The sequence below is a fragment of the Candidatus Effluviviaceae Genus I sp. genome, assembly GCA_016867725.1.
Classification (GTDB): Bacteria; Joyebacterota; Joyebacteria; order Joyebacterales; family Joyebacteraceae; genus VGIX01.
Genome location: VGIX01000002.1, coordinates 124,806 through 149,967, shown reverse-complemented (window position 1 = coordinate 149,967; position 25,162 = coordinate 124,806). Strand labels below are relative to the sequence as shown.

Sequence of the window (25,162 nt, the reverse complement as noted above, 5' to 3'; positions counted from 1 at the left end):
CGGCCTACCTCTTGTAGTAGAGCATGACCTTCCGCACCGCGTCGATCGCGTCGGCGACGTCCGACTCGGTCATCGTCGGGTAGATCGGAAGCGAGACGGCGCGCTCGAAGTACGCCTCCGTCGCCGGAAACGCGCCCGCGCCGTAGCCGAGGTGGTCCCGGAAGTACGGGTGATAGTGGATCGGAATGAAGTGCACGCTGACGCCGATGCCCTCGTCCAGGATACAGCGGATGAAGCGGTCGCGATCGACGCGGACGCTGCGCGGGTCGATCTGGATCGTGTACAGGTGCCACGCGTGGACGCCGTCGTCGCACGGCGGCGGCACGGTGAGGCCGTCGAGGTCGGCGAAGCCGGCGGCGTAGGCGCTCGCGATGCGCCCGCGGGCCGCGCCGAGCTCCCCGATCCTCTCCATCTGGCAGAGCCCGATGGCCGCCTGCACGTCGTTCATGTTGCACTTGTAGCCGGCCTCGAGGATCTCGTAGTACCACGGGCCGCGGTCGCTGTAGCGCTTCCAGGCGTCGCTGCTCATGCCGTGGAGCGAGAGGCACGCCACCTTCGCGACGAGGGCCTCGTCGTGTGACGTCACCATCCCGCCCTCGCCCGTCGTGATGCCCTTCGTCACATAGAAGCTGAACGCGGTGGCATCGGCCATCGCGCCGACCCTCCGGCCCCGGTACTCGGACCCGATCGCGTGCGCCGCGTCGGCGACGACGCGCACGCCGCGCCCGCGCGCCGCCTCCATGATGGCGTCCATCGGACAGGGGCGGCCGCCGAAGTGCACGGGCATGAAGACCTTCGTGCGGGGGGTCGCCGCGGCGTCCAGGATCTCAGCCGTGACGTTCAGCGTGACCGGGTCGACGTCCACGAGCACGGGCCTCGCCCCGAGGTGAAGCGTGACGTTGGCGCCCGCCGCGAAGTTGAGCGCGGGCAGCACGACCTCGTCCCCGGGGCCGACGCCGAGCGCGGCCATCGAGAGGTGCAGCCCGGCGGTGCAGGAGCTCAGGGCGGCCGCGTGCTTCACGCCGACGTACTCCGCGACCGCGCGCTCGAGCTCGCGCGTCTTCGGGCCGACCGTCAGCCAGCCGGACCGCAGGACCTCCGTCACGCGGTCGATCTCGTCCTGTCCGATCGACGGCCTGGCGAAGGGCAGGAAGCGCGCTCGCACCGGCGCCCCGCCCTCACAGGCCGGAAGGCTCTTCTTCATCGTCCCCCCTGCGGGGCATGTCCGGGAAGATCAGTCTGAGCTCGCTCATGATGCCGTCCCGGTCGCCGCGCTCGGCGAGCGCCTCGAGCCGCGCGACCGCCGACCTGTGGTCGGTCCCTGCCTCGGGCGGCTCCGACTGCAGCATCATGACCTTGTCGTGTCTCGTCTTCGACAGCACCTCGTCGGCGCACCACAGCTCCTCGTGCAGCTTCTCGCCGGGTCTCAGGCCGCGGTACCGGATCTTGATGTCCCTTCCCGGCTCCAGGCCGGACAGGCGCACGAGGTGCTCGGCCAGCTCGGCGATGCGTATGGGGTCGCCCATGTCCAGCACGAAGATCTCGCCTCCCTGCCCCATGAAGCCGGCCTCGAGCACCAGCATCGCCGCCTCGCGGATCGTCATGAAGTAGCGGGTCACGTCCGGGTGCGTCACGGTGACGGGGCCGCCGAGCGCGATCTGCTGGCGGAACATGGGCACGACGCTGCCGCGGCTCCCGAGCACGTTGCCGAACCGGACCGCGATGAGCTTCGTCGGGCAGCCCGCGCGGGTCGCGTCGAGCAGCAGAAGCTCCGCGAGCCGCTTCGACGCGCCCATGACGCCGCGCGGGCGCACGGCCTTGTCGGTCGAGAGCATGACCAGGCGGTCGACGCCGTAGCGCGCCGCCGCGTCGATGAGCTTCCTCGTCCCGGTCACGTTGTTCTTGATCGCCTCGTCGGGATAGAACTCCATGAGCGGCACGTGCTTGTGGGCCGCCGCGTGGAGGACGACCTCGGGCCGGTGCTCCCTGAAGAGCAGCTCGAGCGCCGTCTCGTCCCTCACACTGCCGATCACGGGGACCCTGTCCAGCTTCGGATGGTCGAGGCCGAGCTCCTGGTCGATCTCGTAGATGCTGTTCTCGCCCCGTCCGAGGAGCACGAGCCGCCCCGGCTCGAACGACGAGACGAGGCGCGCGAGCTCCGAGCCGATGGACCCGCCGGCGCCCGTGACGAGGACGCGCCTGCCCTTCAGGTACCCCGTCATCTCCTCGGCGTCCAGCTTGACCGTCTCCCGCCCCAGGAGGTCGTCGAGCTGCACCTCGCGGATCTGGCTGATCTGCACGTCGCCGAGGATGATCTCCCACACGCCGGGCACGATCTTGAAGGGGCGTCCGGCCTCTTCACACAGGCGGACCACGTCGCGGACCGTGCGCCCGCGCGCGGACGGGATGGCGATGATGATCTGGTCGGCGCCGTGCCGGGAAGCGATCCCCGCGAGATCGTTGATGCGCCCGAGGACGGGCGCGCCGGCGATGGTCGCCCCGAGCTTGGACTCGTCGTCGTCCAGGAACCCGACGACGACGTGACCGGTCTCCGGCCGCGACGCCAGCTCCGCCGCCACCATGGCGCCCGCCGCCCCCGCGCCCACGATCAGGGAGCGAAGCGGCTGTGAGCCGCAGGCTGGTCCCCTCTTTCCCGTGCTCATCGCTCCTCGGTGCGCTCCGCGGCCGACACGCCGGTCGGAGGCGTGACGACGCCGTCTACCGGACGATGGCGGCCTTCACGAAGAACCGGTCGCCGGACGGCGTCTCCACGCGCACGACGTACACTCCGCTCGGCACCTCGTACCCGCGCCGGTCGAGCGTGTCCCACGCGTAGGGCTCCGAACGGTCGAGCTCGCGGACGCGCTGACCTGTGATGTCGTACACGTCCACGGACGATCCGTCCGGCACGCCGAACACGTTCATCGGCCCCGTCGCTTCCGCGGCCTTCCAGGGGTTCGGGTACACGTAGACGAGCCCGGCCTGCGGCCCGAACCCGGAGTCGTAGTACGCGATGGCGGTGGCCTGCGTCGACGGGTCCGACGTCAGGGCCCACACGCGTCCCGTCGATTGCTCGACCGCCAAGGCCTGGACGGTGCCGTACGGAAGACCGTCGCCGGTCCCGAAGGTGAGACCGACGGCGCCGCTGCCGTACAGCATCGCGACGCCGGCGTCGGTGCCGACCCAGATGTGCCCCTGGGCGTCCGCTGCGATGGCGCGGACCTGGGTGCCGGGCAGCCCGGAGACCGTGGTCCACGAGCCCGTCGAGGGGCTGTAGACGGCAAGGCCGCCCAGAGTCCCCGCCCACACGCGGCCGTCCGGACCGACATGCAAGGTGTGCACCAAAGCGCTCGGAAGGCCCGTTCCCACGGCGTAGTGGGCCCACGTGTCGTCGGCGAACGTGTCGAGATTCCCGTATCCCCAGACATCCACGCCGGTGGCGTAGTAGCCGATCCAGAGCCTCCCGGCCTGGTCCACCGCGAGCGCGCGCACGTCGTCGTCGGAGAACCTCGTGGAGTCCGGCGACCAGGCGTTGTCGAAGTGGTACCACTCGTCGTCTGCCGTCGTGGAGGGGTCGTTGTCGACCAGGCACTCCACGATGCCCGGGAGGTAGTGGTCCTCGTCGCGCATCCCGAACCACTTCGTCCCGTGCGCGTCCTCCGCCATCGAGAACACCCGGAAGTTCACGAGCTCGGTCGGATGCGAGTAGTACGTCCACACGTCGTCGGAGGTGTCCGCGAGCGTGCCCCCGTCGTTCAGCCTGTCGACCGTCTCGGATCCGTCGCGCGCGACCCACTTGTCCCCCGCCGCGTCGACGAACACGGTGTAGTTCCAGTTGTCGAGCCGGATCCCCCCGGCCGACGCACGGTGCGCCATCCACGTCATCCCGTCGTACCCGACGAGGCCGTCGCCCTGGGTGGACATCCAGAGCGTGCCTCCTTCGATGGTCATGTCGAAGATCCGCCCCGTGTAGGGATAGGCCACCGCCTGCCACGCGTCGGCCGCGTCCGCGGCCCCGAGCGGGCCGGCGGCAAGCAGAAGAGCGATCCAGAACGTCGCGCGCATGGTCATCGTCCTTCGTTGGAGTGGTCCCGTGTTCCGTCCCGTCGTTTCCCCGCCGGCGGGCGCGGCTCGCCGAGCCGGCCCGCGAACGCGCGCGCGAGCCAGGCGAGCACGATCCTGAGGTCGCCGCCGAGCGACCAGTTCTGCACGTAGTACGCGTCGAGCGCGGCGGCGTTGCCGGCCCCGGTGTCCGCGTCCGCGAGCTGCGACAGGCCCGCGATGCCGGGGCGCGCGTCGAAGCGCAGTCTCTCCCTTGCGTCGAAGCGGGACACGCTGCCGGCCTCGGCGGGGGCCGGCCCGACGAGGCTCATCTCGCCGCGCAGGACGTTCAGAAGCGCCGGGAACGCGGACAGACCGTGCCGCTCGGCGAACCGCCCGAGCGGCCCCGGCGCTTCGTCGCGCGGGAGCACGAACATGCCGTACGACCTCCCGCCGAGCCCGGCCCGCTCCACGAGGGAGAGCGCCCGTCTCCCCCGCAGCGCCGCGACGGCGGCCGAGACGGCGAGCGCCGGCGACCACAGCGCGACGAGCGCGGCCGCGGCGACGGTGTCGAGGCCCCGCTTGAGGCCTGCGCTCGCCCTGAAGAGCGCCTCCCGCTCGAACGCGATGACCGGGAGGTCCATGAACTCCTCGACCGTCGCGCGGCGCGTCAGGAGATCCGAAAGCCCGGACACCATTCGCACGTCCACCGCGCTCTTCCGCGCCCGCAGCAGGAAGTCCGCGACCTCGTCCGACGGGACGCTCGGATCGCTGAAGATGACCGTGCCGATCCTGTGGGCCTCGATGAGCCCGGGGAGGTCCCTCAGGGCGCCGAGCACCGGAGCCTGCGGCGACGCCTGCCGCGCCTCGCCCGTCCGCTCGACGAAGCCCGCGACGTCGTACCCGAGGTCCGTCCGCGACCGGATCCGCTCGGCGAGGCGACCGGCGGACGGCCCCGTGCCCACGATGGCGACGCGCTCGAGGTCGAAGCGCCCCGCGTGCAGGCGGCCGCGCGCCGCCCGGGCAACAGCCCTCAGGGACGCGGCGAGGACCGCGACGAGGACGCAGAAGACCCCGACCAGCACCCTGGAGTACAGCACCTGCGACGTGAGGAAGGTGCTTGCCATGAGCACGACCGCCGCGATGGCCGTGCCGCGCAGCACCCTCACGAAGACCTCGCTTCCCGGCTCTCTCTCCGCGCGCGCGGCGTACAGGCCGACGAACGCGAACGACAGGGCGATGACGATGTTGGCGAACGCCAGGAACGGCGCGTACACCGCCGCCCCGAACATGGGTTTCGCCAGGAGCCCGCGAAGGCTCGACCTGAGCGCGTAGGCCAGGGCGAACGAGGCGTTCACCGCGATGAGGTCCGACCCGAGCAGCAGCGCGCCGGTCAGCACGCGCCGGTATCGCTTCACGTCGTACACGGCCTTTCCCCACTTCTCGTAGAAGTGGAAGAGCGACATCGCGTGCGCCGCCACGTGCCGGGACGGCCTGAGGCGAGCGCTCCCTCGCGCATGGCGGTGCCGCATGACCGAGTCGGGCGCGTAGTACACGCGCCAGCCGCTCTGCCACGTCCGGTAGCACCAGTCCACGTCCTCGAAGTAGAGGAAGAAGCGCTCGTCCATGAGACCGATGTCGCGGAGGGCCTCCCGCCGGATCATCATGCACGCGCCGATGACCCAGTCCACGGGGCCGGGCTCGTCGTGGTCGTAGTCCAGCATGAGGTAGTCCGCGACGGCGCTGCTGTTCCTGAAGATCCTCCCGAGCACGCCGCGGCGCAGGAGCAGCGTGACGAACGTGTAGAAACGCCTGCACGAGTACTGCAGCGTCCCGTCCGGGTTGAGCAGCTTCGACGCGGCGATCCCGGCGTCGGGGTGCCCGTCCATGAACGCGGCGAGCCGGCCGACCGAACCCGGCGTCACCGTGACGTCGGGGTTCACGACGAGCACGTATCTGCCCGAAGAGAGTCCGATCCCCTGGTTGACTCCCCTGGCGTACCCCACGTTCGCGTCGTTTGCGACCACGCGAACGCGCGGGAACCGCTCCCGGAGGGCGCCGGGGGTGCCGTCGGAGGACGCGTTGTCGACGACGATCGTCTCGATGACGGCGCCCGACCCCTCCGACTCGAGCGACGCGAGGCAGTCCGACACGGCGTCCCGGCCGTTGTACGAGACGATGACGACCGAGACGCCCGCCGCGCAGGCCTCTCCTACGCCCTGCGCAGGATCCTCTCGAGCCGCAGGCGCCAGACCAGCCACGTGGCCTCCCATACGATGCGTCGCGACATCTTCGACGTGCCGGCGTGTCGGTCCACGAAGACGATGGGGATCTCGAGCATCGAGAACCCTCTGCGCCAGCACCGGAAGTTGACCTCGATCTGGAAGGAGTACCCGTCGGAGCGGACCGTGTCGAGGTCGATCGCCTCGAGGACGCGTCTCCGGAAGCACTTGTAGCCGCCCGTCGAGTCCCTGAGCGGCAGGCCAGTGACGACGCGCGTGTAGACGTTCGCGAAGTAGCTCAGGAGCAGCCGGCGGAGCGGCCAGTTGACGACGTTCGCGCCCGTGATGTAGCGCGACCCGAGGACCACGTCGTACGTCCCCGCGGCCTCCACGAGCTCGGGGATGACCGCCGGGTCGTGGGAGAAGTCCGCGTCCATCTGCACGATGATCTCGGCGTCCGTCTCGAGCGCCTTCCGGAAGCCCTCGACGTAGGCCGAGCCGAGCCCCATCTTGCGCGGCCGGTGGATCACCCGGACCCTCGGGTCCGCGGCCGCCAGCTCGTCGGCGAACGCGCCGGTTCCGTCCGGCGAGCCGTCGTCCACGACGAGAAGGCGCACGTCGGGCAGGACGCCGAGCGCGAGGGGTGCCAGGCGAGCGAGGTTCTGGCGCTCGTTGTACGTCGGGATGACGACCATCACCCTCACGTCCAGTGTCTCCTGCGGCGTTCGGGAACGGCCCACAGCGCGGCGATCACCGCCGCCGCGCACAGCGTCAGGACGAGGCCGCGCCGGATCCCTCCCGCGTCGTACCTCATGACCACGCTGTGCTCGCCGGGCTCAAGATAGACCGAGCGGAAGGCGTAGTTCGCGCGGTAGATGCGCGTCTCGGTCCCGTCAACGAACGCCTTCCACCCAGGCTCGTAGTATATCTCCGAGAACACCAGGAGACAAGGGCCGGCCGCCGAGACCCTGACCTCCATGCGCTCCGGTTCCCGCGAGACGATCTCGACGCCGCCGCCCGCGACGTCCGCGAGCGGCCCGGGAAGGATGTCCTCGACGACGGCCGTGGCGGACGGGTCGAAGTCCTCCCGGCCGAAGCGCTGGAGCGCCTCGTCGTGCGACGCCGCGCGCTCCGCCCTGCCGACCAGGAACGCTCTCGGCAGAGCCGCCGCGAACTCGTGGACGCCGGGAGCGACCTTCGTGAACGCCGGATGGTCCAGCTCCTCGGGCCCGACGACGTACCTGACATTGAGGAGGGCGAGGAGCCTGAGGTTCGTGAGCCCGACGCGGTTGAGGAGCGCGTCGTACGCCGCGAGCTTCGCGGGGTGGTAGCCGCCCGCCGACTCGAGCCCGTGGTACATGAGCGCGTTGGAGCTGAAGTCCTCCCCCAGCGGCAGCACCCTGAACGGGCCGGGCCGGCTCTTCAGGAAGCGAAGCGCCTGCGTCTCCGGGTAGTAGGACGAGAGGGCCCTAAGTGGCGTCGGGTGCATGAAGCGCCCGTCGACGATCGCGAGGTCCCACGTGACGACGCCCAGCAGGAAGAGCGCCGGCAGCGCTGCCGGAAGGCGCTTCGACGCCGCGGCGATCACGCTCACGGCGGTGGCCGCGGCCATCGCCACGAGGATGCCGCCGTCCCGGACCGCCATGCCCGCCGCCCGCGCGCCGACCGAGCGCAGGAACGAAGCCTGCACTCCCGCGTGCTTCGCGATGAGCGCGGCGCCGGCCGAGTCCGCGAGGCGCCCGCGCGACGCCACCACCAGGAGCCCCACGACGGCGCCCGCCGCGCCCAGCCCGATCGCCCACGCCGTCCAGCCGCCGCGATCGCGTCCCTCCTCGCCCAGGAGCGTCGAGGCGCCGTGACCGGCCAGCGCCGCGACCGCGAACTGCGCGACGAGCAGGAAGAGCGCGGGGACGCGGAACTTGTCGAACCACGGAAGCGACTCGTAGACGAGCCGGTAGAGCGGGCCGAAGTGCCTGCCGAACGAGAGGGCGAGCCCGAGGACGAACAGCAGCGCGAGAAGCCCCACGTCCCGCCCACGCTTCCGCGCCACCGCGATGACGGCGAGCGCGAGCACGACGTAGCCGAAGTAGTGCGACACCTGCTGGAAGGGCATGGTCCCCCAGTAGGTCTCGTCCGCCAACCCGAACAGGGACGGCACGAGGAACGTGAGGATCTCCTTCGGGTGGAACGACCACATCGTCGCCTGTTCGAACCCCATGCCCCCGCCCGCCGCCGTCCTCGTCGAGAGCGCGGCGTATTCGCGCAGCGGCACGAGGAGCACGCCCGCAAGGAGCGCCGCCAGGCCCGCCGCGAACCCGACGGCAAGCGCCCTCCTGAGCCAGCGGCGCCACGACGGGCGCGGCGGCGCGGCCAGGTGGCACAGGACGAGGATGCCCACCATGAGCCACGTGTAGTAGCTCACCTGGACGTGGCGCGCGAGGAACTGGAGCCCGCCCAGGAGCGCGAGCGCCGCGACCCACCGCCGCCGCCCCGTGTCCATCACCTGCTGGGTTGCGAGGAGGACGAGCGGGATGTACGCCGCCGTGAGGATCTTGCCGCCGTGTCCGATGGCGGCAAGCCCGACGAGGTGCGGCGTCAGCATGAACGCGACGGCCCCGGTCACGGACCCCGCGTGGCCGACGCGGCGCGAGCGCAGGAAGAAGAACATCCCGAAGCCGGCGAGCACGTAGTGGAGCACGAGGAAGGTGAGCCGCGGAAGGTCGACGCCCGGGATGGCCTCGAGCGCCCGCTTGATCCAGAACGAGGGATACACGACCGCGTTCCAGCTCATGCTGTCGAAGAAGGGCATGCCCGAGAAGATGTGGGGGTTCCACAGAGGCAGGCGCCCCGAGGCGATCTCCTCCTCGGCGTGCCTCTCGAAGATGAGGGCCGCCGCGAGGACGTCGCCGCCCGTGAGCACCTGGCGCAGGAAGAGCGTGCGGCCGAAGAAGGCGAGCGCGACGCCGACGATGATGAGAAGGGACACGAGCGTCGCCCTCGTTCCGAAGACCGGCGCCCTTGCCCGCGCGGCCGCCGTCGAGGGGCGGCGCGCTCTTCCGGAACGTCGTGTCATGGTGGTTCCCTCCGCCGGCGCGTCCCCGGGCCTGGCGTCACACGTCCACGGTCGCGCCGCGCCGCGGCGCTCCGAGGCACGCCCTGTAGCGCCACACGATGATCGACGCCCCCGCGTACCGCGTGGCCCACGCCGCCGCGGTGGCGAGCGCGGCGCCCAGGAGACCCATCCTGAGGATGAGGAGGACGTCGAGCGCCACGTTGAACGCCGAGGCGCCGATGCTGAACCAGAGGAAGCTCCGGAGCGCCTCTCTGGGCATGCGGCCGCCGATGATGCTCGAGGGCACAGCGTAGAACAGCTTGATGACGCCCGACAACATGAAAGGCGCGATGAGGTACGCGCCCTCGTCGTACCGCCCGCCGTACAGCACGCGGACCGCGTCGTCGCCGAAGAGCCAGTACGGGACGGCGGCGGCGAGCGCCACGACGGCCACCGCCGCGTTGTACCGCGCCATGCGAACCGTGCCGACGCGCGACACCCACGGCATCATCACGAAGTTCACGGCCTGGAAGAGGAAGTCGAAGCCCTTCATGACGGCGAACACCGTCGCGTACACGGCGAGGTCCCGGTACGGCATGAGCTTCCCGATGATGAGCTTGTCCATCCCCACCATGACCGTGAAGGACAGGCTCAGACCGAAGAAGAGGAAGCCTTCGCGGAAGACCGACTCGGGGACCTTCACGGTGGCCCCGGGCGTCCGCGCCGTCGCCACGCTGGACAGCGCGAGCGCGCTCACGCCGTAGGCCGCGAGGAACGCGACGAGCGCGCCGGTCGTGGACATCGTTCCGAGGCCGAGAAGCCCCGCGAGGATCACCGCCGCCACGATGGCGGGCGCCCATGCCGCCCCCATGGCCGGCTCGTAACGGTGCCCGCCCCGAAGCGCCGAGCTTCCGATCGTGACCGCGCTCTGCGCGGCGACGAGCACGATCAGCGTGGCGGCCGCGAGCCCGCCGAGCCCGTAGACCCGGCCACCGACGAACCCTGCGAGGACACCGAGCGGCGTCGCCGTGAGCAGGATGCGCCGGGTGTACGAGCGGATGTCGTACGAGGAGTCCGCCGAGGCCGCGAAGCGGACGATCGCCGAGTCCTGTCCCAGGATGGCGAGCGTGGAGAGCAGCGGCACGGCGCCGAGGATGAGCGAGATGAGGCCGACGTCGTGCTTCGAGAGCGACCTCGCGAGGATGGTCTGCGTGACGATCTGGAGCGCGGCCCCGACGACGACGATCGCGAACACGCGGCCGACGCGCACGTGCGTGCCGTCGAGCCGCGGCATGAGGTCCCTCGTGATCGTCCTTGCGTCTCTCACGGCGCCTCCGTCGAGGCCGGCCGGTCGCTCAGTCGATGTACCCCAGCGACCTCAGCTGCTCGCGGATCGACTCGTTCTCGTCCGCCGGACCGTCCTCCGCGGCGCGCCGCGGCACGAGCCCGTCGTACGACGGCACGGACCGCACCGGGAGGCGGCGCAGGTGCTCATCGCGGAGGATGCTCGTGAAGGGCCGGCCGTCCATGTCCTCGGGGACGGGAAGACCCATGACGGCGAGCGCGGTCGGCGCGACGTCGAGCACCGACATGCCCTCGACCCGTCCACCGGCGCGGAACGCCGGCCCGGCCGCGATGAACACGCCGGTCATGTCGTGGCGGCCCGTGAGCTCCGGCATCCCGGGCTTCGGGTCCAGCCTCGCGCGGAACCCGTGATCGGAGACGAGGAGCACGTTGACGTCGTCGCCGAGCGCTTCGAGAAGCCGCGCAAGCAGACGGTCCTGGTACGCGTAGTAGTTCGCGATGACGCTCCCGAAGCGCTCGCGCTCGTCGGCCGGGACCTCCCCGAACGGCGCCGGGTCCGCGTACCGCCAGAAGAAGTGCTGCACGAAGTCCACGCCCCGGTAGTAGACGGCGGCGAAGCGCGGCCGCGAGAGCCTCGCCAGCGCCGCCATCGAGCCGCCGTAGATGCCGTCGCGCAGGAACCCCCACCTGAGCGGCTCGTCGACGATGCGGTTCTCACGGAAGCGCGGGTCCGTCCTGGGGAGTCGCTTGTACCCCGGATCGAGCGTGAACCGCCCGAACTGGGCCAGTCGCCTGTTGGTGCCCCGTCCGCTCAGAGCGTGCAGGACCTGCGTCGGGCCACGCAAGAGCGAGTGCATCCGGTCCGAGACCACGAAGCCGTTCACGCGGCTCGCCGGCCAGGTCACGTACCAGCCGACGACCCCCACCGGGACCCCGTGGGCCGACGCGATCTCCCACATCGGCGCGGCCCCGACCATCGTCGCGTTGACCGGGACGCCATGCTCGTTGACGAAGTCGGCGATGCCGTGCTTTTCCGAGGTCTTCCCGGTGGCGATGGTCGTCCAGATGGACGGCGAGATCAGCGGCTCGACCGATCGCAGCGGCCCGTGGCAGCCCGCTTCCATGAGGCGGGCGAACGTGGGGAGCTTCCCGGCCTCAACGAGCGGGCCGAGCATCTTCCACTCGCAGCCGTCCACGCCGACGACAACGACGCGGGGGACCGAACCGGGCTTAAGGCCGGCCGGCAGCTCGAGCCTGGCGAGCCTGCCGGCGCGCGACGCCGAGCCGACCACGATGAGCGCCAGCGCGCAGGCGGCGAGCGCCGCCCCGAGGACGCCCGCGCCCCTCGGCCCGAGGCGCGACACGAGAAGCGCCACCGCCCGCGGGACGAGCGCGCCTGCGGCCCACGCCGCGAGCGCCCCCGCGACGAGCACGAGCCCAAGCCCGATGACGTTGAGCTCAAGCGTGGTCAGCCTGCCGGCCCTGATGTTCAGCTCGGAGCCCTTGAGGGGGAGGAAGGTGATGCCGAGGAGGAACCACAGCGTGAGGCTGCCGCACGCGCGGAGGATCCAGGACATCGCGGCGGCCGAACCACCCGGTCCCGCGCCGCCGGTCGCCGGAAGGACGGCGATCGCGCCGATCAGGAGATAGGCGACGAAGACGAGGCCGACGAGCGCGACCGTCTGGCCAGCGCCGAGCGCGAACGAGAAGCCGCTGGTCGCGAGGCCCCGAAGCCCCATCCAGACGCCGACCGCGAGCGCGAGGCCCGCGGAGGTCGCGAGCAGCGTGAGGAAGACCCCCTCCTGCCTCATCCCCCGCCCTTCGGCTCGCCCGCGGCCCCGAGCACCGCGGTGAGCGCATCGAGCACGTCACCGACCGGGACGGAGTCCATGCAGGACGGGCTCACGTCGCAGGTCCGCCTGTAGCACGGCGCGCAGTCCACGCGCGCGATGACCTTCCGGCCGCGCCCGTAGAGGTCGATCTCCTGCGGGGCGGTCGGACCGAAGACCGCGACGACCGGGACGCCGAGCGCGACGGCGATGTGGAGCGCCATCGTGTCGCCCGTGACGACCGCGTCGCACAGGCCGACGAGCGCCGCGTAGTCGAGGAGCCCGTGGGTGTCTCCGTCCACCGCCGCGCCGTCGGCGAGCCTGAGCGTCTCCTCGGCGCGCTCCCTGTCCGCCGGGCCGCCCAGGACGAGCACGGAGCCGTCGAGCCTCGCGCGGACCGCCTTGGCGAGCTCGGCGCAGGACTGCGGCGGCAGGGCCTTGTTGGCGAACACCGCGCCCGCGCCGACGACGATGCCGACGAGCGGCTCGCGCGGCGAGAGCGCGGCGAGGAAGGACCGCGCCCGCTCGACGGACGCCTCCGGCAGCGTCAGCGTGCACGGGTCGCCCTCGTACGCGAGTTCCGCGACGCCGCACGCGACCTCGGGATAGGTCTTCGTGTTGACGCGGAACTTGAGCTCGTCGGACAGCCCCAGCGCGAGGTCGTAGGCCGCGCCCTCGTTGAGCGCGCGCACGGTCCCGAAGTCCGACAGCTCGAAGCCGAGTCTGCGCCCGGCGCGCACGGTCCGCATGAGCGCCGCGGCGCGCGGCTCCTTGTCCAGGCAGACGGCCAGGTCGAACGACTGCGCCCCGAGGACGAGCGCCGTCTCGAAGCCGAAGGGCATGGTCCTGTCGATGTGCGGGTTCAGAGCGACGAGCGGCAGCGCCGCCTCGTCGGTGACCCAGGTGACGTGCGCGGGGTCGTGCTCCCTTCGAAGCGGCGGGAGGATCGCGGTCGAGCGCAGGACGTCCCCGGGCGCGGCGAGCTTGATCACGAGCGCGCGCGTGCCCATCGGCGCGTACGCGTCGCAGCCCGCGCAGTCCCTGCGCGGCGCGCAGGGACGGTCCCCACGATACCTTCTGCAGTCGAGCTTCACGTCTCCCGCCATGCGTTCCCCGCCGCCGCGCGGCCGCCGCCGGTTCACTTGCCGATGTACCCGAGCGCCCGCAGTCTCTCCTTCGCCGCGTCGTCGAGGGGTGTCTCGAGCGGCGTCGTGTCCGCCGCCGCGCCCGGCGTCTCGTATGTCTCGACGAAGGTGATGGGGTGTCTCTCGAGGAAGTCCGGCTCGAAGATCGCCTCGAGCGGCCGCCCGTCCATGTCCCGCGCCGCCGGAAGCCCGTAGTACGCGAGGACGGTCGGCGTCACGTCGGTCACCGAGGCCCGCGGGATGCGGAAGTCCCTCCTGATGCCCGGGCCGCTTGCGATGATGACGCCGTCGAGGGCATGGTCCCACGGCACGTCCTTGGCGCCCTCGAGGGTCCTCACGTCGTCCCCCCGCTCCCAGACCTGCTTGAGATCGCCCTTGGTCTCGAAGCCGTGGTCCGAGACGATGAGCACGGTGACGTCCTTCGACGTCTTCGCGAGATACGCGGCGATGACGCGGTCGGCGTAACGGTAGAAGTTGCGGATCACCTCGCCGTAGAGGCGGTGGTTCTTGTCGTTGACGGCAAACCCCCTGTCGCGCTGGAATCCCCAGAAGTAGTGCTGCGCGACGTCGATGCCGTTCAGGTACAGCGCGAACACGTCCGGTGACTCCCGCTCCCAGAACGCGAGGCCCGCGTCGGCGAACGACCTGTCCCGGGCGTAGACCCATCTGACGTAGAAGTCCGAGATCGGCCCCACGCGCTGTGAGTCGGAGAAGAACCGGTCGAGGTCCACGGGCGTGACGTCCTTCTCGAGGATGATGAACGGGCGGAACGCCTCGAACAGCGAGTCCGGGTAGGTTCTTCCCGGGAACTCCGGGATCTCGAAGTTCGCGATGACGCCCCTGCCCGTGCCGAGCGGCACGCCTCCATCGCTCATGGCCACCGGCCACGCGCGGTCGGTGATCATGAAGCCGTTGACCTCCTCGGCCGGCCAGCTCGGCCACCAGCCGACGATGCCGACGGACACGCCCTCGTCCGAGAGGATGTTCCAGAACGCCTTGACCCGGCGCAGGTTCGACGTCACCGGGACGGAGCGGTCCGTGCCCGGGATCTTCGCGACGAAGTCGGTGATCCCGTGCCGTCCGGGGAGCACGCCGGTCGCGATGGTCGTCCAGACGGGCGGCGACTGCATGGGCTCGAAGCTCTCGAGCACGCCGTACGAGCCCTCCTTCGCAAGCCGTGCGATGGTCGGGAGCTCCCCGGCCTGGATCATCGGCGCCATGATGGTCCACGTCGCGGCGTCCAGCCCGAAGATGAGAAGCTGCGGCCGCGGCTCCGCCTTCCTCGCGCATCCCGCGGCGAGGAGGAGGGCCGCGCAGACGAACGCTCCCGCGGCGCGCCTCATGCCCCCGGTCTCCTTTCCCTCCTTAGCACGGCGTCACGCGCTCCCCTGACGACCGCCATGGCGACGTCGCGGTGCCCGGCGCGGACCTGGGCGAACGCGAACCCGACCGCCCTGCCGAGCGTCGCCGGGACGATGCCCAGCCAGTGGTACCACCTCGCGTGCAGTCCGAAGAAGAGCAGCGTGCTCCGCAGGCGGTTGTAGACCTTGTAGGGCGTGAGCCCCCCGCCGGAGCTCATGGACACGCGGTGCCAGACCCTGGCCTCCGGGACCACGAGCACCGCATGGCCGCGCTCGACGGCCCTCACGCACCAGTCGGTGTCCTCATTGTACATCCAGTACGTCTCGTCCATGAGCCCGATCTCGCGGACCACCGACAGGCGCGCGAGCATGGCGCATCCCGTCACGTAGTCCGCCTCGCGGACGGTCCGGTATCTCCCGGTGTCGCGCTCGCGGATGGCCACGTGGCTGATGTCGCCCGACCAGTACGAGATGAGGCCGCCGAGCGACCAGATGACGTCGGGCGGGTCGTAGTAGTAGATCATCGGTCCCGCGAACGCGGCATGCGGCCGCTTCTCCATGGCCTCGACGAGGAGCGCCACCGCCTCGGGGCCGATCTCGGTGTCGTTGTTGAGGATGAAGGCGTAGTCCGCCCCGTGGGCGAGCGCGTGCCGGAGGCCCGCGTTGACGCCGCCGGCGTATCCGAGGTTCTTGGGGCTCTCGATGAGGACGGCCGCCGGGAACGACTGGCCGACCATCCCCTGCGACCCGTCGGTCGACGCGTTGTCGACCACGACCACGTCGAGGTTCTCGGCGTGCGAGGCGAAGAGCGTCGTGAGGCACCGCCCCAGGACCTCGCGTCCGTTCCAGTTGATCACGATGGCCGTGACGCGCGGCGCCGCCATGCTATGCGCCCTCCATCTCGAGGAAGTCCCGCACGGCTCTCCGCATGAGGTCGCCGGCGCGGTCGCGCCTCGCCTCACGCGCGACGTTCTCCCGCAGCGTCTGCGCCTCCCCTCCCCTGAAGTAGCGCGCGACCGCCGCCGCGAGCGCCTCCGGGTCTCTCGGGGGCACGATGTAGCCGGTCACCCCGTCGCGCACCACCTCGGGCAGCCCGCCGACGTCGGTGCTCACGACGGGAAGCCCGAACGCGTAGGCGATCTGCGTGATGCCGCTCTGCGTCGCGGACACGTACGGAAGGACGACGAGGTCCGAGGCCGCGAAGTACTCCCCGACCGCCTCGTCGGGCACGTGCTCCGCGACGACCGTGACGCGGTCGCCGATGCCCAGCTCGGAGATGAGCTCGTCGTACCGGCGCCGGTCCTCGTAGAACTCGCCGACCACGAGAAGCTGGGCGTCCGCGTCGCGCGCGATCGTCGGCATCGCGCGGAGGAGATGCTCGAGCCCCTTGTACGGCCGGACGTACCCGAAGAAGAGGACCGTCGGTCGGCGAAGCCCGAGGCGCGCGCGCGTCGCGTCGCGGTCGGTCGAGGAGGCGCCGTAGCACCCGTAGATCGGCAGCGCCGCCTGGCGCAGCGGCACGTCGGGGAAGAGCGACTGGATGCGCTGGGCGACGACCTCGGAGAGCACCATGAAGTAGTCGGCGGCCGAGAGCGCGTACCGCGTCAGGAACCTGTCGGCCCGCCGGTTCTCGTGCGAGACCACGTTCTCGCAGACGAAGACGATGCCCGATCCGGCCATCCGCCTCACGAGGCGCGCGATGACGCCGTGGCACGGTGCGAAGAACGGGTTCCACCACGTGAAGATGAGGAGGTCGGGGCGCCGCGAGGGGTGCGACAGCCAGCGCGCCGCCCGGAGCCACGAGAGCGGGTTGACGGAGTCGATGAGCTGCCGGGACGGCGTCGCCTTCACCGGGTCGCGGCTGAGGTTCATCTGCGTCGTGCCCGGGAAGAGGAGCGACGGGTAGAGGCGCGTGTAGGAGACGACGGTGACGTCGTGGTCCACGCGCAGGCTCTCGTAGAGGTGCGCGACGAAGAGGGCGTTTCCACCGCGGAACGGATAGGCGGGCCCGACGATGGCGATGCGCGCGCCCGTGCCCGCGTCGAACGATCTCGTTCCGTTGGTCCCCGCCGGCCTCTCAGCGGTCACGCTTCGCGTCCTCCCGAGCCAGGCGGACCCTCACGGGATGCGAGACCCCCTCGCTCCTCAGGTTCGCGATCATCTCCCCGAGGAGGCCGAACGACACGAACTGCACGCCGACGACCATGAGGAGAATGCCCAGCGTGAGGAGAGGCCTTCTCCCGATGGCCTCCCCCATGATCTTGATCACCGTGAGGTACACGCCGATCCCGAAGCCGCCCAGGAAGAGGATCCCGCCCATCATCCCGAAGAGATGCAGCGGCCGCGCGACGTAGCGCCGGAGGAAGAGCACGGTGAGCAGGTCGAAGAACCCGCGCACGAACCGCTCGGCCCCGAACTTCGACGAGCCGTGCGCCCGCGCGTGGTGCGTGACCTCGATCTCGGTCACGCGGAACCCCGCCCAGTGCGCGAGCACCGGCGTGAACCGGTGGAGCTCTCCGTAGACGCGGATGGTCTCCACCACGCTTCTCCGGTAGGCCTTGAGCCCGCAGTTCATGTCGTGCAGGCGCACCCCCGACAGCCGCGCCACGACCGCGTTGAACACCTTCGAGGGAAGCCGCTTCGACAGCGGGTCCATGCGGCGGCGCTTCCAGCCGCTCACGAGGTCGTAGCCGCCGTCGAGCGTGGCGATGAGCCGCGGGATCTCGCGGGGATCGTCCTGGAGGTCGGCGTCCATCGTGACGACGATCTCTCCCGCGGCCTCCGCGAAGCCCGTGGCCAGCGCGGCGGACTTTCCGAGGTTCCTGCCGAAGGACAGCACCTTGGCGCGCGGGTCCGCTTCGTGGAGCGAGCGCAGCACGCCGAGCGAACCGTCCGTGCTGCCGTCGTCGACGTACAGGACCTCCCAGCCGCCCTCGACGCCGGCCATGGCGCCGGTGATCGCCTCGTGGAGCGGGCCGAGGCTCGCCTCCTCGTTGAGGAGCGGAATCACGATGGACACGTGCATCGCTGGACCTCCGGGGCCGCCGTCGGGCGGCCCGTCACGCGGCGCTCTTGAGCCACTCGCACTCGAGCGCGACGCCTTCTTCGAGGGTCACCCGCGGCCTGAAGCCGAGGAGCTCGGCCGCTTTCCTGACGTCGGCGCCCGTGTCGGTCACGTCGCCGCTCGCCGGCGGGAGGCTCCTGCGCATGAGCGGCCTGCCGACCGCCGACTCGATCACGCCGATCGCGTGGTTGAGCGTGACCCTGCTCCCCCCGGCCACGTTGATCACCTCGCCCGGCGGGCCCGCATGGAGCGCGGCCTCCGTCGCGTCCACCACGTCGGACACGAACGTGAAGTCGCGCGTCTGTTCCCCGTCCCCGTACACCTCGACGGTCTCGCCCCTGAGCGCCGCCCGGATGAACCTGTGGAACGCCATGTCGGGCCGCTGCCGTGGCCCGTACACCGTGAAGTAGCGAAGCGACACCGTCGGAACGCCGTAGCTCCGGTGGTACAACGTCGCGAGCTGCTCCGCGGCGAGCTTCGTGACGCCGTACGGCGACACGGGCAGCGTGCGGCCGTCCTCGCGCATCGGGAGGTCCGTCGTCTGCCCGTAGACCGACGAGGAGGACGCCGCGACGAACTTCGAGATGCCGGTGGCGCGGGCCGCCTCGAGAAGCCGCTGGGTCGCGAGGACGTTGCAGTCCGCGTAGGTCGAGAACGTCGCGCCCCAGCTCGCCCTCACCCCGGCCTGCGCCGCGAGGTGGACGACGGCGTCGGCGCCGGCGAGCAGCCGGCCGACGTCGTCCCTCGCGAGGTCCACCTCGAGCAGCGTGAAGCGACGCGACGCGCGAAGGCCGGCGAGGTTCGCCTCTTTCGCCGCGCGCGGGTAGTAGTCGGTGAAGCAGTCGACTCCCGCGACCTCGATGCCGCGCGCGACGAGCCGCTCGGCGACGTGCGAGCCGATGAAGCCCGCCGCGCCCGTGACGAGGACCCTCCTCACGCCGCCCCCGCCTCCCTTCTCCCGCGCCCCCTGAAGCTGTCGGTGACGCGGATGCTCATGGCCCCGAACGACCACAGCCCGACGCCCGTGATGAGCGCTCCTGTGAGCGCGTGCGCGAGGAGCATGAGGGCGGCCGCGCTCGTCCTGTCCACGCCGAGCCCGTCGGCGAAGATGACGCCCATGAGGAACTCGTTGTGCCCGATCTGGGCCGGGGGCGTCGGGAGGATGTACGAGACCGACAGGAGAGTGTACCCGAAAAGGACTTGCGGGAAGGCGATCTCGATGGAGAAGGCCCTGAACATGAGCCAGAAGTACACGGCGTCGAGGAGCACGGCGGCCGCCGTGAGGGCCACGAGGGCCCAAAGCGACCGCGCGCTCGCCCGCGCGACCCCCATGCCCTCGACGAGGAGCGTGAACCACCTGGCCAGCCGGTCGCGCGCCGCCGGCGCGAGCCACGCCGTCGCCGACGAGAGCGCCCTCACCGTGCCGCGTCCGTTCACCAGGGCGAACAGGAGGAGCGCGACGGCGAGCAGGAACACGACCAGCACCGAGACCACGAGCGTGGCGACGTACCCCTGCAGCCGGAGCGAGAGCGCGGGCAGGAGCGCGAGCACGAGCGCGATGGACAGAAGCTCGAAGAGCTTGTCCACGTAGATGGTCGGGAGGCTCGTCGCGACGGGAACGCCGCGCAGACGCTTGAGGAAGAACGCCTTCGCGACCTCTCCCGCCCTGACGGGGATGACGTAGTTCACGAAGTACCCGGCCATGAGCATGAAGAAGCTCTCCGAGAACCGCACGCTCTGCACGGGCCTGAGGATGAGCCGCCAGCGCAGGCTCCTGAGCACGTACGCGGAGAGGTACACGGCCAGCGCGGCCCCCACCCAGCGCGCGTCGGCCCCGGCGACCAGGTCGCGCACCGCCGTGAGGCTCACGCCCCTGAGCGCGAGGAAGAGCAGGAGCCCGCCCGCCGCGCAGACGATCGCGATCCTCGCCTGGCGGCTCACGCGTCCCTCCTCTCCGCGAGGACGCCGCGGTGGTGCGCGAAGAGCGGTCGCAGGGGGCACCAGCGCGCCCGCTCAATGAGCGCGTGCCGCGCGAGGCCCGCCTCGAGTCGTGCGCGGCGGGCCGGGTCGAAGTAAGGCAACTCCGCGGCGCTCCACGTGTACCGCTCGAGGCGGGCCGAGGCTCGGGCCCGCCCGCGGAGGAACGGCAGGAACGTCGCGGCGACCTCCTCGATCGGCGAGTCGATGTCCGGCCACCACGGGACGTCCACGAGCAGTCGCTCCCGCGTCGCGAAGCCGCGTCGCCGAAGCGAGCGCTCGATGAGGCGCGTGTTCATGAGCGCGGCGCTGCCGTGGGTCCACGGGAGTCGGGCCGCGCGGTGGTGGAGCCTGTGGACGGGGAAGCCGTAGTTCGCGGTGTTCGACACGAACACGAGCACGAGGCGACGACTGGCGCGGCACATCCCGTCCAGCAGCGACTCCGGGTCGGGCGCGAGCGGGAGCGCGTTGAAGTTCCACACGAGGTCGAACGCCGCGTCTCCCCCGCCGAGGTTCCAGCCGTCCGCCAGGCGGACCGTCACCGCCGCCCCGAGCCCGAGGCCGTCCCAGACGCGACGCGCGAGTTCGGCCTCCTCCGCGTCGGCGAGCGCGACCTCCACGCGGGCCCCGCGCTGCGCGAAGGGCACGCTGTTGAGTCCGCGGATGCCCGTGATCCCGTCGGCGGGACCTTCGAGCACGCTCGCGATCCCGTAGCGGTCGGCGAGCTCCTCGACGAGCCGCGCGAGCGCGATGCGCTCGTAGGTCGTCCCGAGGCCCGTGTCCTTCTCGATGGGCGGCATGCGCGCTCTAGAGCCCCTCTCTCAGCGCCTCGGCGACCTGCCTGGCCGTCGGCGGACAGCCCGGAACGTGCACGAGACCCTCGCGCTCGGACAGCGGGCGCGTGCACTGCCCCAGGCACACGACGCGTCCGCCCACCGGCGGAAGCGCGGCCTCGCGGCCCTGCACGATGTGAAGCCTGCCGAGCGCGCCCCAGTACGCGAGCTTCGGCACCAGCGTCAGCCAGTAGCGGGGCTCGCGCGCCGCGAGCTTGACCCCCGCGGCGAACGAGTCGATGCACATCGAGCACGCCGTGCAGTCGCGCCAGGAGTAGATGTTGAGCTTCCTGCCGTAGCGCTCGTTCGCCGGCCTGAGTCGACGCGCCGGCGCCGCGCCGATGACGCGCGGATCGAGCGTCCCCACGCCCTCCGCGGCGGCGATGCGCAGGTGCGCGATGGCCGCAGGGTCGAAGCCCGCGAGTCGCGCGGCCGCCGCGTCCACCTCGAGCATGTTCGTGCCGACGGCCACGTAGCCTGCTCTCACCGGACGGCCGTTGAGCGGGCCGTCCCCCTCGACCCCGACGACGGCGTCGAGGACGACAAGATGCGGGGGCGCGAGCTTCGCGTGCTGGGCGAGTGGATCGTGGAGGCCCAGATGGTGGTCCCGCTTCTTGTCGGCCTCGCTCAGAAGCCCCTTGTGGTTCTTGATGGAGAGCGTGAGCGTCGTGTACCCGTGCGTCTTGAGCTTGGGGATGTTGACGTAGAGGTCGGCTTCCTCGACGAGCGCGGGCACCCCGAGCGTTCCGTACTTCCACGGCCGCTCGCGCCGCTCCGCCGCGTTGAAGCTGACGAGGCGCACGCCGAGCCGGTCGGCCAGCGCGCGGTACCCGCTGCGCTCGAAGACCGCCCCGGCGTCCAGTCCCACGCCCGGGCCGTCGGCGATCGTGATGTCGGACACGCCGGCTCCCCGCAGGAGGCGCACCACCGCCTCGACGACCGCGGGATGCGTCACGATGCCGGTCCTCGGCGCGGCGCCGACGACGATGTTGGGCTTGAGCAGCGCCGTGCGCCGGCCCGCGAGCGACACACCGAGCGCGTCGACGGCCCGCCCGAGCGTCCGCTCGAGCGCGCGCGCGTCGTACCGCCGCGCCGCCTCAAGAAAGACCGCCAGAGCCGGAACCTCCTTCGCGGGCGCCCCGGGCCGAGGGCGCGCGGCGCGACCCGCGCGGCCCGAACGCCACCTCGCCAGCGACGCCGGCGAGCGTGGGGACGTGCATCAGCATGTTCGTGTAGCTCGCGTTCGCGAGAGGGCAGGCGCACTCGCCGCGCCGCACGGCGGCGCGCAGCGCCCTGGCGCGCTCTCCGAACCAGATCCTCCGGAAGTCGTATCCCGCCTCGCGCAGGTTGCCGACGGATTCCGCGCGCACGCAGCAGAACCACACGTCGCCGTCCGGCGCGATCTGCGCCGAGGCGATGCCCGCGTAGCAGGGAATCTCCTGTCCGCGGCTTGCGAGATGCCGCTTGACCATCTCGTAGTAGCGCGTCCTGAAGGCCTGCGTGAGGCGCGAGATCCCCGCGGCGCGCTGCTCCCTCAGGCGCGCCGTGAGGAAGTCCACCGCCGCCGCGTAATCGCCCGCCGGAGGCGTGACGGCGCTCCCCACGGTCTCAAGCTCGACGCGCTCCTCGGCGATCTCCGTGATGTACGAGTCGGGCCTGAGCTCCCGTGCCACGTAGTCGTACACCGCGGGCACGCGGCGCGCGTTGTGCACCGAGACGACGGTGTGCACGCCGACCGTGAGGTTGGGCGCGGCGAGCTTCCGAAGGCCGCGGTACGTCTCGACCGCCTTCTCGAAGCTCCCAGGAAGCCCGCGGATGCGGTCGTGAGCCTCTCCGATCTCGTCGAGCGAGAGGTTCACGATGACCTGCGCTCCCGCGCATCGCCGCGCGATCTCGGAGACCATCTCGGGGATCCTCGAGCTCAGAAACCCGTTCGTCGGGATGTTGATGATGCCTGGGCGACCCCTCCGGAACGCGCTCTCGCAGATGTCCGGCAGGTCGGGCCGCAGGAACGGCTCGCCTCCGCTCATGGTGTACCAGTACGGCGCGCGCCCGAGCGAGGCGAACACGCGGTCGAACTCGTCGGCCGAGAGCTCGTCGGCGCGCTTCGTGTACACCCTGCACGTGAGGCAGCGCGAGTTGCAGCGGTAGGTCACGCTCACGGTGAGGTTCGCCGGGAGCATCCGCGGCAGGCCCCAGGCGCGCATGGAGCGGTAGAGCGGAAGCCGCGCGAGGAGCCCGAGCATCATCGGTTCTCCCGGCCGGGGCGCGCGCCCGCGGCCTCGAGGGACTTCGTCGACTCCGACACCGCCCACGTGTGCGGGTTCTTCCTGAGCACGTGGAAGTCGAACGCGCCCAGCGCCCGCCCGGCGGCCTCGAGCAGGACGCCGGCCGCGGTCCACAGGAGCGCCCGCGGGCGGCGGTCGAGGTCCTCGCGCAGCACGCCGACAATGCCCCCGACGCCCCGCGTGGACACCTCGTAGTGCTGGAACCGCGACAGCCAGAGGTGACCGGCGTAGATGCGGCGGCGCTGCCGCAGGAAGTCGCGGATGGTGGACGCGCCCTTGTTCCAGACGACGGCCTCGGGCACGTAGACGAGGCGCTTGCCCGCCGCCGCGACGATGGCCTCGATGCTCGCCTCGTCCACGGCGCTGTCGTGCGGGATGGACCGCACGAACGACCTGAAGGCGACCATCTCCCCGAGCTTCGGCGACCTGAGCGCGAGGCGATGGTGCAGGCGCCACAGCATGTGCACGACGAAGCCCATGAAGCGCTCGGGGTCGTCCACGGGCACCGGGCGGGCACCGGTCATGCCCACCTCCGGGTCGGAGAACGGCGCGACGAGCCGCTCGAGGCAGTCCGGCGCGGGCACCGTGTCGCCGCTCTCGAGAACGAAGACGTCGCCCTCCGCGCGCTCGAGGAAGAGGTTGATCGCCGCCGACTTCCCCTGGCGCGTCGCCTGGCGCACGAGCTGGACCCTGCCGTCGCGCCTCGCCCACCCCTCCACGATCTCGTCCGTGCCGTCGGTCGAGCCGCTCGACACGACGACGACCCTGGCGAGGCGGGCGGTCGAGAGCCGCTGGCCGGCGAGCGCCTCCAGCAGCCTTCCGATGTTCCGGGCCTCGTTGTAGGCCATGACGCCAACGGACACGGTGATCACGGCGTCTCTCATCGTCCCTTGAGGAGCCGGTCCCCGAGGAAGACGGGCAGGCCGGCGTCGATGATCTTCGCGCGCGTCGCGGCTGCGTCGTACTCCACGCGGCGGATGAGGAGCGTGCCCAAATCGAGGTCGAGGAGCCCGAACGCGGCGCGCGGGTCGCCGTCGCGCGGCTGCCCGACGCTCCCGACGTTCACCATGTAGCGCTTGCCGTCCTCGAAGATCACACGGTCGCCCTCGAGGACGGAGGTTCTCCTTCCCGCGCTCTCGACCGCCAGCGGGATGTGCGAGTGCCCGAAGAGGCACAGGCGCTCCTTGAACGCCGTGAACTCCACCGCCGCTTCGTCCAGGTCGAGGATGTAGCGCCACGTGTCCGGCTCGGACGCGCAGGCGTGGACGAGCAGCACGCCGTCCACGACGGCCGCGAGAGGCAGGGCGCCCAGGTACTCGTGGTTCTCGCCCGTCAGGCGCCTCCGGCTCCAGCGGATGGCGTCCTGCCCCCACGCGTTGAACCGCGTCTCGCGCCCCGGCTGGATGGCGGCCTCGTCGTGGTTTCCCCTCACCGCCGTCGCGCCGCGGGCGCGCACGAGCTCCACCACCTCGTTCGGGTCCGGACCGTAGCCCACGAGGTCGCCGAGGCAGAGGAGCGCGTCGGCGCCGCTTTCGTCGGCCGCCTCGAGCACGGCCGTGAGGGCCTCGAGGTTGCCGTGGACGTCGCTCAGGACTGCGTATCGCAATGATCCTCCGCGCCCGTCTGTCCGTCCCTCGCCCCGCGCGTGTCCCTGGCGATGCGGTCGAGGATGCCGTTGACGAATCGGCCGCACTCGTCCGAGCTGTACTTGCGTGCGGCCTCGATCGCCTCGTCGATGATCACGCCGACCGGCGTGTCAGGCGCGAACATGATCTCGTACGTCCCGATCCTGAGCACCGTGCGGTCCACGGTGCCCATGCGACCGATGTCCCAGTGCTCGCTCGCGCCCGAGATGGCCTCGTCGATGACCGAGACGTGCGTCCGGACGCCGGCGACGAGGCTCTCGGCGAACGCGACCGCTTCAGGCGGCGCCTCGTCGAGGTCGGGTATCACGGCGTCGGTCAGGCCGGTGACGGCCTCCCGGTAGAGGATCATCATCGCCAGTTCCCGCCCCTCGCGGCGGATGCCCATCGCGTCCGCTTTCC

At 71.2% G+C, this 25,162-nt stretch carries 21 protein-coding genes; all 21 read right to left on the bottom strand.

Annotation, left to right across the window (positions count from 1 at the left end):
* Window positions 1–4 precede the first annotated feature (4 nt).
* Window positions 5–1,204 carry a DegT/DnrJ/EryC1/StrS aminotransferase family protein gene (locus tag FJY74_01450; GenBank protein MBM3306978.1) on the bottom strand — a complete coding sequence of 400 codons (1,200 nt, stop codon included), beginning with the start codon at window positions 1,202–1,204 and terminating at the stop codon, window positions 5–7.
* On the bottom strand, window positions 1,179–2,663 hold the full coding sequence (locus FJY74_01445) for a polysaccharide biosynthesis protein (protein ID MBM3306977.1): 1,485 nt from the start codon (window positions 2,661–2,663) through the stop codon (window positions 1,179–1,181). The genes FJY74_01450 and FJY74_01445 overlap by 26 nt, the downstream gene beginning before the upstream one ends.
* 55 nt (window positions 2,664–2,718) lie before the next feature.
* Window positions 2,719–4,065: a T9SS type A sorting domain-containing protein gene (locus FJY74_01440; protein ID MBM3306976.1), complete on the bottom strand. Its 1,347-nt coding sequence runs from the start codon at window positions 4,063–4,065 to the stop codon at window positions 2,719–2,721.
* A gap of 2 nt (window positions 4,066–4,067) precedes the next feature.
* Window positions 4,068–6,302, bottom strand: coding sequence for a glycosyltransferase (locus tag FJY74_01435; protein MBM3306975.1), 2,235 nt, complete (start codon window positions 6,300–6,302; stop codon window positions 4,068–4,070).
* Window positions 6,254–6,967 (bottom strand): polyprenol monophosphomannose synthase, encoded by a 714-nt coding sequence (locus tag FJY74_01430; protein ID MBM3306974.1) that lies wholly within the window; start codon window positions 6,965–6,967, stop codon window positions 6,254–6,256. Before FJY74_01430 ends, FJY74_01435 begins: the two co-directional genes overlap by 49 nt.
* The gene (locus tag FJY74_01425; protein MBM3306973.1) at window positions 6,964–9,336 is read right to left on the bottom strand and encodes a YfhO family protein; all 2,373 of its coding nucleotides are present in this window, start codon (window positions 9,334–9,336) and stop codon (window positions 6,964–6,966) included. Before FJY74_01425 ends, FJY74_01430 begins: the two co-directional genes overlap by 4 nt.
* A 37-nt stretch (window positions 9,337–9,373) precedes the next feature.
* A complete protein-coding gene (locus FJY74_01420; GenBank protein MBM3306972.1) occupies window positions 9,374–10,642 on the bottom strand; it encodes an oligosaccharide flippase family protein in 1,269 nt (422 codons plus the stop codon).
* Between the two features lie 28 nt (window positions 10,643–10,670).
* Window positions 10,671–12,431 (bottom strand): alkaline phosphatase family protein, encoded by a 1,761-nt coding sequence (locus FJY74_01415; protein ID MBM3306971.1) that lies wholly within the window; start codon window positions 12,429–12,431, stop codon window positions 10,671–10,673.
* A complete protein-coding gene (locus FJY74_01410) occupies window positions 12,428–13,555 on the bottom strand; it encodes a glycosyltransferase family 9 protein (GenBank protein MBM3306970.1) in 1,128 nt (375 codons plus the stop codon). The genes FJY74_01415 and FJY74_01410 overlap by 4 nt, the downstream gene beginning before the upstream one ends.
* Window positions 13,556–13,587: 32 nt before the next feature.
* Window positions 13,588–14,937 (bottom strand): alkaline phosphatase family protein, encoded by a 1,350-nt coding sequence (locus FJY74_01405; protein MBM3306969.1) that lies wholly within the window; start codon window positions 14,935–14,937, stop codon window positions 13,588–13,590.
* Window positions 14,934–15,839, bottom strand: a complete 906-nt coding sequence (locus FJY74_01400) for a glycosyltransferase family 2 protein (protein ID MBM3306968.1) — start codon at window positions 15,837–15,839, stop codon at window positions 14,934–14,936. The genes FJY74_01405 and FJY74_01400 overlap by 4 nt, the downstream gene beginning before the upstream one ends.
* Window position 15,840: 1 nt before the next feature.
* A complete protein-coding gene (locus FJY74_01395) occupies window positions 15,841–17,043 on the bottom strand; it encodes a glycosyltransferase (protein MBM3306967.1) in 1,203 nt (400 codons plus the stop codon).
* The gene (locus tag FJY74_01390; GenBank protein MBM3306966.1) at window positions 17,033–17,980 is read right to left on the bottom strand and encodes a glycosyltransferase family 2 protein; all 948 of its coding nucleotides are present in this window, start codon (window positions 17,978–17,980) and stop codon (window positions 17,033–17,035) included. The genes FJY74_01395 and FJY74_01390 overlap by 11 nt, the downstream gene beginning before the upstream one ends.
* Window positions 17,981–18,014: 34 nt before the next feature.
* Window positions 18,015–18,956 carry a GDP-mannose 4,6-dehydratase gene (locus FJY74_01385; protein MBM3306965.1) on the bottom strand — a complete coding sequence of 314 codons (942 nt, stop codon included), beginning with the start codon at window positions 18,954–18,956 and terminating at the stop codon, window positions 18,015–18,017.
* Entirely contained in the window at window positions 18,953–19,960 is a 1,008-nt protein-coding gene (locus tag FJY74_01380) for a flippase-like domain-containing protein (GenBank protein MBM3306964.1), read from the bottom strand. Before FJY74_01380 ends, FJY74_01385 begins: the two co-directional genes overlap by 4 nt.
* Window positions 19,957–20,796: a hypothetical protein gene (locus FJY74_01375; GenBank protein MBM3306963.1), complete on the bottom strand. Its 840-nt coding sequence runs from the start codon at window positions 20,794–20,796 to the stop codon at window positions 19,957–19,959. Before FJY74_01375 ends, FJY74_01380 begins: the two co-directional genes overlap by 4 nt.
* Window positions 20,797–20,803: 7 nt before the next feature.
* Window positions 20,804–21,859, bottom strand: coding sequence for a DUF362 domain-containing protein (locus FJY74_01370; GenBank protein MBM3306962.1), 1,056 nt, complete (start codon window positions 21,857–21,859; stop codon window positions 20,804–20,806).
* A gap of 67 nt (window positions 21,860–21,926) precedes the next feature.
* Window positions 21,927–23,078, bottom strand: coding sequence for a radical SAM protein (locus FJY74_01365; protein MBM3306961.1), 1,152 nt, complete (start codon window positions 23,076–23,078; stop codon window positions 21,927–21,929).
* Entirely contained in the window at window positions 23,075–24,001 is a 927-nt protein-coding gene (locus tag FJY74_01360) for a glycosyltransferase (GenBank protein MBM3306960.1), read from the bottom strand. The genes FJY74_01365 and FJY74_01360 overlap by 4 nt, the downstream gene beginning before the upstream one ends.
* Window positions 23,998–24,723 (bottom strand): metallophosphoesterase family protein, encoded by a 726-nt coding sequence (locus tag FJY74_01355; GenBank protein ID MBM3306959.1) that lies wholly within the window; start codon window positions 24,721–24,723, stop codon window positions 23,998–24,000. Before FJY74_01355 ends, FJY74_01360 begins: the two co-directional genes overlap by 4 nt.
* On the bottom strand, window positions 24,705–25,148 hold the full coding sequence (nusB, locus tag FJY74_01350; GenBank protein MBM3306958.1) for a transcription antitermination factor NusB: 444 nt from the start codon (window positions 25,146–25,148) through the stop codon (window positions 24,705–24,707). The genes FJY74_01355 and nusB overlap by 19 nt, the downstream gene beginning before the upstream one ends.
* Between the last annotated feature and the right edge of the window lie 14 nt (window positions 25,149–25,162).